The organism is Pseudomonas rhizophila (assembly GCF_003033885.1).
GTDB lineage: Bacteria > Pseudomonadota > Gammaproteobacteria > Pseudomonadales > Pseudomonadaceae > Aquipseudomonas > Aquipseudomonas rhizophila.
Genome location: NZ_CP024081.1, coordinates 2,014,745 through 2,028,366, shown reverse-complemented (window position 1 = coordinate 2,028,366; position 13,622 = coordinate 2,014,745). Strand labels below are relative to the sequence as shown.

Annotated in this window: 9 protein-coding genes; 7 read left to right on the top strand and 2 right to left on the bottom strand. The window is 59.8% G+C overall.

Going from position 1 to position 13,622, the window contains the following annotated elements:
• Positions 1-256: 256 nt before the first annotated feature.
• Positions 257-1,651 (bottom strand): PhoH family protein, encoded by a 1,395-nt coding sequence (locus tag CRX69_RS09465; RefSeq protein WP_047228849.1) that lies wholly within the window; start codon positions 1,649-1,651, stop codon positions 257-259.
• A 335-nt stretch (positions 1,652-1,986) separates the two neighbouring features.
• A complete protein-coding gene (locus CRX69_RS09460; protein WP_047228848.1) occupies positions 1,987-3,111 on the bottom strand; it encodes a polysaccharide deacetylase family protein in 1,125 nt (374 codons plus the stop codon).
• Positions 3,112-3,288: 177 nt separating this feature from the next.
• On the opposite strand from CRX69_RS09460, the gene yaaA reads away from it, so the two are divergent.
• From yaaA to algG, 7 genes are all read left to right on the top strand, one after another.
• A complete protein-coding gene (yaaA, locus tag CRX69_RS09455) occupies positions 3,289-4,068 on the top strand; it encodes a peroxide stress protein YaaA (protein ID WP_047228847.1) in 780 nt (259 codons plus the stop codon).
• A gap of 811 nt (positions 4,069-4,879) precedes the next feature.
• Positions 4,880-6,196 carry a nucleotide sugar dehydrogenase gene (locus CRX69_RS09450; RefSeq protein WP_076383623.1) on the top strand — a complete coding sequence of 439 codons (1,317 nt, stop codon included), beginning with the start codon at positions 4,880-4,882 and terminating at the stop codon, positions 6,194-6,196.
• A 100-nt stretch (positions 6,197-6,296) separates the two neighbouring features.
• Positions 6,297-7,778, top strand: a complete 1,482-nt coding sequence (gene alg8, locus CRX69_RS09445; protein ID WP_420821199.1) for a mannuronan synthase — start codon at positions 6,297-6,299, stop codon at positions 7,776-7,778.
• Between the two features lie 35 nt (positions 7,779-7,813).
• Complete coding sequence (locus tag CRX69_RS09440; RefSeq protein ID WP_047228844.1) at positions 7,814-8,983, top strand: alginate biosynthesis protein Alg44; 1,170 nt, start codon at positions 7,814-7,816, stop codon at positions 8,981-8,983.
• Positions 8,984-8,998: 15 nt separating this feature from the next.
• Positions 8,999-10,504, top strand: coding sequence for an alginate biosynthesis TPR repeat lipoprotein AlgK (algK, locus tag CRX69_RS09435; RefSeq protein WP_269458132.1), 1,506 nt, complete (start codon positions 8,999-9,001; stop codon positions 10,502-10,504).
• Positions 10,505-10,509: 5 nt separating this feature from the next.
• A complete protein-coding gene (locus CRX69_RS09430; RefSeq protein WP_047228909.1) occupies positions 10,510-11,994 on the top strand; it encodes an alginate export family protein in 1,485 nt (494 codons plus the stop codon).
• 26 nt (positions 11,995-12,020) lie between these two features.
• Positions 12,021-13,613, top strand: coding sequence for a mannuronan 5-epimerase AlgG (gene algG, locus CRX69_RS09425; RefSeq protein WP_047228842.1), 1,593 nt, complete (start codon positions 12,021-12,023; stop codon positions 13,611-13,613).
• Positions 13,614-13,622: the final 9 nt, after the last annotated feature.

The following is a 13,622-nucleotide window of genomic DNA, read 5'->3' as shown; positions in this document are numbered from 1 at the left end:
GTGGGTGCCAGACGATGGCTACAGCTCGGAGCATGAAGCCCGCGTGGATGTGCAACGTTATGTGATGCGATACAACAACGTCAGGCTCCATAGCTACAACGACTACCGGTCGCCGGTAGCCATGGAGAAACTGGCGGCGTGAAACCTTAACTGGTGTCCAGAATTACTTGACCAGTTCATGCTCGCTCCCACAGGGGTTTTCGTACAGTCATAAAAAAACCGGGCGACCTTGAGGTCGCCCGGTTCTGATGGTCAGTTACAGGTGAGATTCGGCGTATTCGGCCAGGATCGAGCGCGGTACACCCTGCAGGGTGATGTGGACCCCGTTGGGGAAGTCTTTGAAGCGTTCGGTCAGGTAGGTCAGCCCGGAACTGGTCGCGGACAGGTAAGGGGTGTCGATCTGTGCCAGGTTGCCCAGGCACACCACTTTGGAACCGGCGCCGGCACGGGTGATGATGGTTTTCATCTGGTGCGGGGTGAGGTTCTGGCATTCGTCGATCAGGATCAGGCTCTGCTGGAAGCTGCGGCCGCGAATGTAGTTGAGGGATTTGAACTGCAACGGCACTTTGCTGAGGATGTAGTCGACGCTGCCATGAGTGCTTTCGTCATCCATGTGCAAGGCTTCAAGGTTATCGGTGATGGCGCCCAGCCAAGGCTCCATTTTTTCCGCTTCGGTGCCGGGCAAAAAGCCGATTTCCTGGTCCAGGCCCTGCACGCTACGGGTGGCGATGATGCGCCGGTAGCGCTTGCTGACCATGGTCTGTTCGATGGCGGCGGCCAGCGCCAGGATGGTCTTGCCCGAACCGGCGGCGCCGGACAGGTTGACCAGGTGGATATCCGGGTCGAGCAAGGCGAACAAGGCCAGGCTCTGGTAGATATCCCGCGGCTTGAGGCCCCAGGCCTCCTGATGCAGCAGGGGTTCCTGGTGCAGATCGAGAATCAGCAGCTTGTCGACCTGGATTTCCTTGATCCAGCCGACGAAACCCTGTTCGTCGATGATGAACTCATTGATGTGCACCGCCGGCAGATTGTCGATCAACTGCACCTGGTGCCAGGTGCGACCATGGTCCTGACGGGTCTCGACCTTGCTCACCCGGTCCCAGAAGGAGCCGGTCATGGTGTGATAGCCGTTGGGCAGCAGTGATACGTCGTCGACCAATTGGTCGGTGCTGTAGTCCTCCGCCGCGATCCCGCAGGCGCGGGCCTTGAGGCGCATGTTGATGTCTTTGGTCACCAGCACCACGGCCTGATCCTGGTTGCGCGCGTGCAGGTCGATCAACTGGTTGATGATGATGTTGTCGTTCAGGTGTTCGGGCAGCACCAGGTTGGGTTCGGTGCGCTTGCTCATCAGGATCGAGAGCAGGCCTTTGGGACCACTTTTGCCACGCTGGATCGGCACACCCAGTTCAACGTCCTCGGGCGACGCGTCTCCCAGGGTCTTGTCGATCAGGCGGATCGCCTGCCGGCATTCGGCGGCGACACTGTGATGCCCGCTCTTGAGCTTGTCCAGCTCCTCGAGCACGGTCATCGGGATGGCAACATGGTGTTCTTCGAAGTTCAGGAGTGCGTTTGGATCGTGGATCAATACGTTGGTATCGAGTACATAGAGGATTGGCTGGTTGGAGGAAGGGCTACGTCCGTGGTCATCCATACTCGGTCACCTTTGTGGGGGCCATTCGACGCAATACCGTGACAGTGCTGCGCCTCGAAGTAGCCACCGAATTCACCCGCAAGGCTTGAGGTGAACTGCACACAACTGGGTCTTGGAAGACGCCACCTGTGTTGCAGGTTTCGGCGGTCTGACTTCTTGATACTCCAAAACACATGACAGGAAAAAGCACTTTGACGCTTTTTTGAAGTTTATTTTTCAGAGTGACGAATAACGCTTGGCGTTGCGCCGTTGCGCCGTTAAAGTCGGAAGTCCGGTCGTCATGAAAGTGCGCCGAATTCTCCTCCTCCCCCAGTGTTTCCGGGCCTTTGGCCAAATCAGCGAAACGCGACCCGACAATCTTCCCAGCCGATCCCGCTTTGCGCCGTTTGCGTAATGAGCCAGGGCAGCGCCGTTTTCAGCGCATCCTGTTTGACGTTGAAATTGATCACGCCGCGGCGCCACAACAGCATCAGGGTCAGTGTGCGCTGGGCGCTTTGCTCGGGGTTGAGCCGGCCGGCGCTGTCCTGGGGGTCGATATCCCAGAGCGCCACCTGCAGGCCCTGGTTGCGGAAAAATGCGCCGGCATCGCCACGGCGCTGGCCCTGGGGCGGGCGGAACAACGGCACGTAGTTTTCCGGCAGCTTGCCCTTGACCAGATCGACGCTGCGCCGCACGGAGTCCTGCCAATCCTGCCAATGGCTGTGGGAGCGGAACTCCCAACCCTGGACACCGACGCATTGCCCCGAATACAAGGCCTGGAGGTGGTTGACCGAGCGCTCTGCAAGCCGCGCCTGGATGTCCTTGCCCAGCACGAAGAAGGTGCCGTTCATGTTCGACTTGCGCAGGTATTCAGTCAGCCACGGGGTATTGTCCGGCGTGATGTTGGCCGCGCTGTCGAAGGTCAGCAGGAACAGCCGGTCATTCAGATCATCACCGTTGCGCTCGTAATCGCCGAAACGCGCAATTTCGCTGCTGGTCTGCGGAAACAACGCGGCCTTGCGCAGCAACTCGTCCAGATATTGAGCGTGGAAGATCCGGCTCGGCTCAGCCCACTTGATGTAGTAGGAGTTTTCATCGAGCGTGAGCCTGCCCGCCTCTTCGCGCAACGTCGCCAGGTCTTCCACCAGAAAACAGAACGAAGCGTCCTGATCGCAGCTTTGCTGAGCGAAGTTGTAGTTGCTCAGCAGTCGCTGCCACAACCGCGCGCGCAGGGTGTCGATCGCCGCCATATTGATTGTGCGCAGCCCCAGGTGCTGCTTGAGGGCGATTTCGTCCATGGCATCGGTGTCCAGCAGGACCCGGGCGAACATCAGGATCTCGGCTCGCGAGGCCACGTCGAACAGCGTCGGGCTGGTGAGCTGTTCCGGCCAGGTGCTGCGGTCCAGGGTGGCGATGTCGCTGGGTGCGGCAATGGCCGCGAAACTCAGGAACCAGGCCGACAATAGAAGGACGATGCGCAAAAGGGATGTCTCCATAACGAAACCCGCGCCGCATCATAGCCGATCCTGACGCAATACCCTTGTGGTCAGAGGACTCGGTGGGAGCAAGGCTTGCCCATCCATCACCTATCACCCCAATAGCTGGAGTCCACCCGGACAACCCCCTAGAATCGCCGCACCTTTGAAGGAGACGATTACATGCTGATGGTGATTTCCCCCGCCAAGACCCTCGATTACGAAACACCGCCGGCCACCGAGCGTTTTACCCAGCCGCAGTACCTGGATCATTCCCAGGAACTGATCGAACAGTTGCGCGAACTCTCGCCGGCACAGATCAGCGAGCTGATGCACGTCTCCGACAAGATCGGCGGTCTCAATGCCGCACGATTCGGCAGCTGGACGCCGGCGTTCACCCCGGCCAATGCCAAACAGGCTCTGCTGGCTTTCAAGGGTGATGTGTACACCGGCCTCGATGCACAAAGCTTTGCCGAAGCCGATTTCGACTATGCCCAGGAGCATCTGCGCATGCTCTCCGGTCTTTATGGCTTGCTGCGCCCACTGGACCTGATGCAACCCTATCGCCTGGAGATGGGCACGAAGCTGGCCAATGCCCGCGGCAAAGACTTGTATGCCTTCTGGGGCACACGCATCAGCGAATGGCTGAACGAAGCGCTGGCTGACCAGGGCGACGACATACTGTTGAACCTGGCCTCCAATGAATACTTCTCGGCGGTCAAACGCAGCGCGCTCAAAGCGCGGGTCATTGATACCGAGTTCAAGGACCTGAAGAACGGCCAGTACAAAATCATCAGCTTCTACGCCAAGAAGGCCCGCGGCCTGATGAGCCGCTTCGTGATTCAGGAACGCATCAACGATCCAGCAGCACTCAAGCAGTTCGATGCCCAGGGCTACCGTTTCAATGCTCAACAATCGAGCGCGGACAAACTGGTGTTCCTGCGTGACCATGCCCCCGAATAAAGCACATCTTTATATGGCCCCTTGATCAGGGGCCTTGATCAAACCCGAACACGTCATCCAACTTCCCCGCCCACTTCGTCAGTTCCATGACGCCAATAAATCGCCCCCTTCCCTCGCTAACTTTTGTTTCACTCGACACCTGTCAGTTTTTTACGTAGTGGCACCAAATTTTTTATTCGGTAGTGGCACAAAAATATCTACCCCCCTTAACTCCCCGTTATCAAAGGTCAAAACGGTGAGTGCCATCATCATGAGGTCAGTGCCATCTTTCATAATATTTCGAAAAATTTCGAAAATCGCGATGAGCGGATCGGAACTATGTGAAATTGCACGGCTCATACCACCCGTAACGATTCTCGCCGTGCGTGTAAGAGATGACTTACATAGGCCGTCGATCCAAGTAACCAAGTTGTCATGGCAATTTAGCGAAACGGTCGCCTATTTGGATCCATCTTATAAAGGACAGGAGATAACGCACCATTACTATCCCCTACAAGGCCAAGGCTGCGCCCCTATAACGTGCTCGCCAGAGCACACAAGCTTCTGATTTTGTGGGCTTTTTGCCAGAGATCGGAGGTGAAGGACCTTTGCACGAACGTTCCCGAATACGAGGACTGGCTGCATAACAGGGCAGGTCATAACAACTAGGCCGCATTGCGCACAACTTGAGTGCACTTATTTAGACACTCGGAACTTAGTATGCCTGCACACGGCACTGTGGCGCCTGCATTCCACACTTCCGAGTGCACTATGACCGCTGAACACTATTAACTCCGGCCATTTAATGGCGTGAAAAACAGAGGTAAATGCGATGCGCATTAGCATATTTGGTTTGGGTTACGTCGGTGCAGTATGTGCCGGTTGCCTGTCTGCACGGGGCCATGATGTCGTTGGCGTAGATGTCGCCAAAGACAAAATCGACATGATCAACGCCGGTAAATCGCCGATCGTTGAACCCGGTCTGGGCGAGCTGTTGGCACAAGGTATTGAAACAGGCCGTCTGCGCGGAACCACCAACTTCGCCGAAGCGATTCGTGATACTGACCTGTCGATGATTTGCGTCGGTACACCGAGCAAGAAGAACGGCGATCTGGAACTCAACTACATCGAAGCGGTGTGCCGCGAGATCGGTTTTGTCCTGCGCGACAAGACCACCCGCCACACCGTCGTGGTTCGCAGCACCGTGCTGCCAGGCACCGTGGCGAATGTGGTCATCCCGATTCTGGAAGACTGCTCCGGCAAAAAAGCCGGTGTCGATTTCGGCGTCGCGGTCAACCCTGAGTTCCTGCGTGAAAGCACCGCGATCAAGGACTACGACCTGCCACCGATGACCGTCATCGGCGAGTTCGACAAAGCCTCCGGCGACGTTCTGCAATCGCTGTACGAAGAGCTCGATGCGCCGATCATCCGCAAGGACATCGCTGTCGCCGAGATGATCAAGTACACCTGCAACGTCTGGCACGCCACCAAGGTGACCTTCGCCAACGAGATCGGCAACATCGCCAAGGCAGTCGGCGTCGATGGCCGTGAAGTGATGGACGTGGTCTGCCAAGACAAGACCCTGAACCTGTCCCAGTACTACATGCGCCCAGGCTTCGCCTTCGGCGGCTCGTGCCTGCCCAAGGACGTTCGCGCCCTGACCTACCGCGCCGGTTCCCTGGACGTGGAAGCGCCGCTGCTCAACTCGCTGATGCGCAGCAACGAATCCCAGGTGCAGAACGCCTTCGACATCGTTTCCAGCCACGACAAGCGCAAAGTCGCCCTGCTGGGCCTGAGCTTCAAGGCCGGCACCGACGACCTGCGTGAAAGCCCATTGGTGGAACTGGCGGAAATGCTGATCGGCAAGGGTTTCGACCTGAAAATCTACGACAGCAACGTCGAATACGCCCGCGTCCACGGTGCGAACAAGGATTACATCGAGTCGAAGATCCCTCACGTCTCGTCCTTGCTCAACTCCGACTTCGACTCGGTGATCGACGGCTCCGACATCATCATCCTGGGCAACCGCGACGAGAAGTTCCGCGCGCTGACCGAGAACGTACCGGAAGGCAAGCAGGTCATCGACCTGGTTGGCTTCATGTCCAAGGCCACCAACCCGAGTGGCCGGACCGAAGGCATCTGCTGGTAAGTCTGTTTGCCGGCCGGGCCCAGGCCCGGCCGGCCTTTCGCCTGCCTTAACCCATCGGGCCGCCCACAAGGCCCGCCCGAGATAGAGACGGATGCAGATTATGCACAGGCTAAAGCACGGCCTGCTTCAGGCCGCCGGTTGGCTGTTTTACTTGAGTTTATTGATGGGCATCGCCATGGCGTTGCCCACGTCCACGTTCGATTCCGAATCCAAGGATTTCATTTTCCTGATCGGCGCCGTGGGCGTCTGGCGTTACTCCATGGGAGCGACGCATTTCGTGCGCGGCATGATCTTCCTGTACATCGTCTACCCGCATCTGCGCCGCAAGGTACGCAAGCTGGGCAAGGCGGCGGATCCGTCCCACGTATACCTGATGGTCACCAGCTTCCGGATCGACGCGCTGACGACCGCCCAGGTCTACAGTTCGGTAATTCGCGAAGCCATCGACTGCGGGCTGCCGACCACTGTGGTCTGCTCCATCGTGGAAATGTCCGACGAACTACTGGTCAAGAGCCTCTGGGCCCGCATGAACCCGCCAGAGCACGTCAAGCTGGACTTCGTGCGCATTCCTGGCACCGGCAAGCGTGACGGCCTGGCCTTCGGTTTCCGCGCCATCTCCCGCCACTTGCCGGACGACCGTGCAGTGGTCGCCGTGATCGATGGCGATACCGTGCTCGGCGAAGGCGTGGTGCGCAAGACCGTGCCGTGGTTCCAGCTGTTCGGCAACGTCGGCGGCCTGACCACCAACGAGTTCTGCGAGGTGCGCGGCGGCTACATCATGAGCGAATGGCACAAACTGCGCTTCGCTCAGCGCCACATCAACATGTGCTCCATGGCCCTGTCCAAGCGTGTGCTGACCATGACCGGCCGCATGTCGGTGTTCCGCGCCACCGTGGTCACCAACCCGGATTTCATCGCCGACGTGGAAAGCGACTCGCTGCAACACTGGCGCCTGGGCCGCTTCAAGTTTCTCACCGGCGACGACAAATCGAGCTGGTTCAGCCTGATGCGCCTGGGCTACGACACGTTCTACGTACCCGATGCGGCGATCAACACCGTCGAGCACCCGCCGGAAAAAAGCTTCATCAAGGCCAGTCGCAAGCTGATGTTCCGCTGGTATGGCAACAACCTGCGGCAGAACTCCCGGGCACTGGGCCTGGGCATGAAGCGTCTGGGCCTGTTCACCTCGGTGGTGCTGTTCGACCAGCGCGTGTCGATGTGGACCTCGCTGCTGGGCCTGACCGTGGCGCTGATTGCCAGCTTCAAGTACGGCACCGCGTTCATCCTGGTGTACCTGCTGTGGATCGGCATCACCCGGTTGCTCTTGACCCTGTTGCTGTCGTGCTCCGGACACCGGATCGGTCCGGCCTACCCGGCGATTCTTTATTACAACCAGATCGTTGGCGCGCTGGTGAAGATCTACGTGTTCTTCCGCCTCGACCAACAGTCCTGGACTCGCCAGCCCACCCATCTGACCCGTGATCTCGCCAGCTTTCAACGTTGGTTCAACACTTGGTCGTCTCGGACCATGACCTTCTCCGCCGGCAGCGTTTTCGTTGCCGTGCTGCTGATGATGGTCTGACCGAACTCGCCTGAATTAACTAGGAAATCGCCCCTATGAACACCGCCGTGAATGTCAACGTAGTGCATGAATCCGAAGCCCAGCGCCAACACGCCCGAGTGAAAATCCCGGCCAAATTGCGCTTCTTCGGTCCCGACCGTACCCCCATGGAAGTCAAGGTCCTGGACCTGTCGGCCGGAGGCCTGTGCTTCAACGCCGGCCAGATGCCGCTCAAGGTCGGCGAAGCGTACAAAGGCCGCCTGCAATTCGTGATCGACAACCTTGGCCTGGCCATGGACGTGGAACTGCAGGTTCGCTCCTACGACCGCCAGACCGGTCGTACCGGTTGCCAGTTCCAGAATCTGGAGCCTCGGGACATCTCGACGCTGCGTCACATCATCACCTCGCACCTGGCCGGCGACATCGTCGGCGTCGGCGATGTGCTGGCGACCTTGCAACGCGACAACTTCACCAAGGCGCGCAAGCAGAAGGACGACAACGGTGGCATGACCGCACTGGGCCGCCTGCGGGCAGTGACCTTCAGCCTGGCGATTTTTATCGTCGGCCTGGCGGCATTCGGCTTCATCTTCAAGTCGGTGTACGGCATGTACTTCGTCAGCCACGCCCAGGCGGGCCTGGTGAACGTACCGGGCATGGCTATCACCATGCCGCGCGACGGCACCGTGCAGAGTCTGGTCAAGGCTGACGGCGTTGCTGCCAAAGGCGCCCCGCTGGCCACGTTCAGCACCAGCATGCTCGATGTGCTCAAGGGCCATCTGGACGACAACCAGCTGCAACCGGCCAAGGTCGAGGAGCTGTTCGGCAAGCAAATGACCGGCACCCTGACCTCGCCGTGCGACTGCATCGTGTCCCAGCAACTGGTGTCCGACGGTCAGTACGCCAGCAAGGGTGACGTGATCTTCCAACTGGTCCCACGGGGCACCGAAGCCAACGTTGAAGCACGCTTCTCCTATCGCCAGTTCGGCGACGTGCGCCCAGGCACTCCGGTCAGCTTCCAGGTTGCCGGCGAAGACACCACCCGTACCGGCAAGATCGTCAGCAGCACCAGCCTGAAAAGTGCCGACCTGTCGTCCGATATCCGCGTACTGATCCAGCCTGACGAACCCCTGGACAGCTCGCTGGCCGGCCGGCCGGTAGAAGTTACCAGCGACCGTGGCCCGAACCTGAACTGGCTGATCGACAAAGCCATGGCTGTCGGTATTTAAGCGGAGGACATGCTCGTGACGACTCCACAAGACAACAAGACGCCGCATACCCTGTGGGCGCGAGCCTGCTCGCGATGGGATCAAAGCGGTGTGCCTGGTGTATCGAGCCGCCCGCATCGCGAGCAGGCTCGCTCCCACACAGGGTATGCGTTGTGTGCGCTGGCGCTGGCAATCGGCCTCAGCGGCTGCGCCGGTCTGCCCGACCAGCGCCTGGCCAACGAAGCCCTCAAGCGCGGTGACACGACGCTGGCGCAGCAGAACTATCAGCAACTGGCAGACCTGGGCTACAGCGAAGCCCAGGTCGGCCTGGCCGACATCCAGGTGGACAGCCGCGACCCCGAGCAGATGAAAAAGGCCGAGGCGACTTACCGCGCCGCGGCCGATATCTCGCCACGGGCCCAGGCTCGCCTGGGCCGCCTGCTGGTGGCCAAGCCAGGCTCCAGCGAAGCGGAAAAGCACGAAGCCGAAGGCCTGTTGAAGAAAGCCTTCGCCAACGGTCAGGGCGGCACCCTGATCCCGCTGGCGATGCTGTACCTGCAATATCCCCAAAGCTTCCCGAACGTCAACGCTCAGCAGCAGATCAGCCAATGGCGCAGCGCCGGTTACCCGGAAGCGGGCCTGGCGCAGATTCTGCTCTATCGCACCCAGGGGACCTACGACCAGCATCTGGATGAAGTGGAAAAAGTCTGCAAGGCGGCATTGGCCACCACCGACATCTGCTACGTCGAACTGGCCACGGTCTATCAGAAACGCGGCCAGCCTGAACAGCAGGCCGAGTTGCTCAAGCAAATGCAGGCCGGTCACCAGAGTGGCACCGTCTCCGCCCAGCGTGTGGACAGCGTCGCCCGTGTCCTGGCCGATGCGAGCCTGGGCAAGACCGACGAAAAAACCGCACAGTCGTTGCTCGAAGGCATCGCCCCTGGCTATCCCGCTGCCTGGGTCAGCCTGGCGCAGATTCTCTACGACTTCCCCGAGTTGGGTGACGTCGACAAGATGATGCAGTACCTGGAAAACGGCCGCGCCGCCGATCAGCCACGTGCCGATCTGTTGCTGGGCAAGCTGTACTACGAAGGCAAATGGGTGCCGGCTGACGCCAAGGTCGCCGAAGCGCATTTCCAGAAAGCCGTTGGCCGCGAAGTGGCCGCCGATTACTACCTGGGCCAGATCTATCGCCGTGGTTACCTGGGCCAGGTGTACTCGCAAAAGGCCCTGGACCATCTGCTCAAGGCCGCCCGTAACGGCCAGAACAGCGCCGATTTCGCCATTGCCCAGTTGTTCTCCCAAGGCAAGGGCACCAAGCCCGACCCGGTCAATGCCTATGTGTTCAGTCAATTGGCCAAGGCCCAGAACACCCCGCAAGCCATCGAGCTTGCCCAGACCCTCGAAGCCCAATTACCGCCGAACCAGCTTGCACAAGCCCAGCGCCTGCTACAACAAGAGCAGGCCATTCGCGGCTCCATGAGCCCCGATACGCTGGAACTGCAAGCCCTAAAAGAAGATGACGGCGAGGAACCTCTATGAAGCCTTTGAAGCTCAATCCTTTTGTGCAGGCCGGTATTGGCCTGTCGTTTGCCCTGCTGTGGTCCTGTCCGACCCTGGCGGCCCTGACTGAAGACCAGAACTTCGGCCTGGACGTGAAAATCACCGCCCAGTCCGAAGACGATCGCGACCTCGGCACCCAGCGCGGCGGCGACGTCAACGGTATCGGTCTGGACCTGCGTCCGTGGATCTACGGTGAGCGCGGGGCCTGGAGCGCCTACGCCATGGCCCAGGCCGTGACGTCTACCGACACCATCGAGACCGACACCCTGCAACAGTCCGATGACGCGACCGCGCAAACCGACAGCGGTGATCGCGAAGTCAAGAAGAACTACCTGGCCATGCGCGAATTCTGGATTGGCTATCGGGGCCTGACCCCTTACCCGGGCGAACAGCTGAAATTCGGTCGCCAACGCCTGCGCAACGAAGACGGCCAATGGCGCGACACCAACATCGAAGCCCTGAACTGGACCTTCGATACCACCTTGTTGCGGGCCAACCTGGGTGTCGCCGAGCGCTTCAGCGAATACCGCACCGACCTCAAGGAATTGTCGCCTGACGACAAGGACCGCCTGCACGTCTACGGTGACGTGGGCTACCAGTGGATGCCAGGCCAGTGGGCCGGAATCCGTGCCCACCATACCCACGACAATGGCAGTCTCGATTACCCGACCCCGGGCGAAGCCACCGATTCCCTGGACAAGACCCAGAACGGTGACCTGTCCTGGCTGGGCCTGGAAGCCAACAGTGACGCCTACAACTGGCGTAACACCAACACCGTCAATTACTGGGCCAGCCTGACCGGCATGACCGGCGATCGCGACACCGTCAACCCGCTCAACGCCGATGGCACGCGCCCCACGCAACTCAAGCGCAGTGACGACGTCGATGGCTGGGCCACCGACCTGGGCATCCGTCTGCGCCTGGATCCGCAGTGGCAAGTCGGTGCGGCCTATGCCCGCGCCAGCGAGGACTACGAACAGAACGGTCTGCAAAGCAACCGCTCGAACTACACCGGTACCCGCTCGCGGGTCCACCGTTTCGGTGAAGCCTTCCGTGGCGAAATGGCCAACACCCAGAGCGCCAGCCTGTTCGGTTCCTGGCAGTTGCGTGACGAATACGACGCAAGCCTGGTGTACCACAAGTTCTGGCGCGTGGACGGCAACAAGCCCGTGGGCAGTAACGGCATCAACGCGGTGGAAAACAACACCGACGATGTGACCGGCGCAATCCTGTCCACCTCGTCCCTGCCACTGCGCGACGGTAACAAGGACCTGGGCCAGGAAGTCGACCTTGTGGTCACCAAGTACTTCAAGCAAGGCCTGCTGCCGGCAGCGCTGAGCCAGTCCATCGACGAGCCGTCGGCGCTGGTGCGCTTTCGCGGCGGTGTGTTCAAGCCTGGCGACGCCTACGGCAAAGAGGTCGATTCATACATGCATCGCGCCTTTGTCGACGTGATCTGGCGCTTCTGATGCGAATGACCATGGGAGTGCCCGATATGAACCGCTACCTCAGGAACAGCCAGGCGATGAAAGGTTCGATCAGCCTGTTGGCCGCAGCGATGCTGCTGGCCGGCTCGTCGGCGTTCGCCAACGTTGAACCGGTGGTCAAACCGGGCAACGTGGTCAAGGAACTGCAGCAGGCCAAGACCTACACCGTCAGCAGCGCGCCGACCGCTCCGCTGGAACTGGCTGCGCCGACCCTGCCCGACCTCACAGGCTTCACCGCCGAAGCGGCCGCGGCCAAGATCGTGCGCAGCAAGCCCGGCAAGGTCAGCGTGCGCAGGATGATGCAGGAAAACGCCTTGAAGGACTTCATCGGCGGTGACAACAAGATGGCCGAGTGGGTGGTGCGCCAGCACGGCATCCCACAGGCCATCTTCATCGACGATGGCTACATGAACCTCAAGGACCTGGCCAAGAAAGTGCCCAAGCAGTACCTCAGGGAAACCTCGCCAGGTGTCTTCCTGGCCAGGATTCCGATTGTGGTGGGTGAAAAAGGCATTCTGGAAATCGACCAACAGACCCAGGAACTGCGCCTGTCCCAAGAGGGCGGCTCCTTCCTGGTCAACGATGGAAAGATGTTCATCCGCGACACCAAGGTCACTGGCTGGCGCGAAAAGGACAATGGCCCCGCCACGTTCCGCTCGGCCAACGAATTCCGTCCGTTCCTGCTGTCCTGGGGCGGCACCGAGACTTACATCGTCAATACCAAAATGGCCAGCTTCGGCTACGCCAACAGTAAGTCGTACGGGGTCAGTATTTCCCAGTACACGCCCAACATGGCCAAGGTCCTCAAGCGCCCGGAACCGACCGGCTGGATCATCGATTCCGAGTTCTCGGACATGTGGTACGGCTTCTATTGCTACGAAACCAACGACTTTGTGGTCAAGGGCAACACCTACAAGGACAACATCGTCTACGGCATTGACCCCCACGACCGTTCCCATCGGCTGATCATCGCCGACAACACCGTCTACGGGACCAAGAAGAAGCACGGGATCATTATTTCCCGTGAGGTCAACGACAGCTTCATTTTCAACAACCGCAGCTACGACAACAAACTCTCGGGCCTGGTGATCGACCGTAACAGCGTGAACAACCTGATCGCCTACAACGAGATCTACAAGAACCACACCGACGGCATCACGCTTTACGAGAGTGGTGACAACCTGTTGTGGGGCAACAAAGTGATCAGCAACCGGCGCCACGGCATCCGGATTCGTAACAGCGTGAACATCCGCCTTTACGAAAACGTGTCCATGGCCAACGGCCTGACCGGTCTTTACGGCCACATCAAGGACCTGTCCGACACCGACCGGGACATCAAGCTCGACCCGTTCGACGCCCAGGTCTCGCTGATCGTGGTCGGCGGTGAACTGGCTGCCAACGGCAGCGGCCCATTGTCCATCGACTCACCGTTGAGCGTTGAGCTCTACCGCGTGTCCATGCTCGCGCCGACCAAATCCAGCGGCATCAGCTTCTCGGGGATCCTGGGCGAGCGCCAGGATGAAATTCTCGACCTGCTGGTGCGCCAGCAGAAAGCCGTGCTGATCGACCCTGTCGAACGCCAGACTGAATTGCGGGACTGAGGATGACCT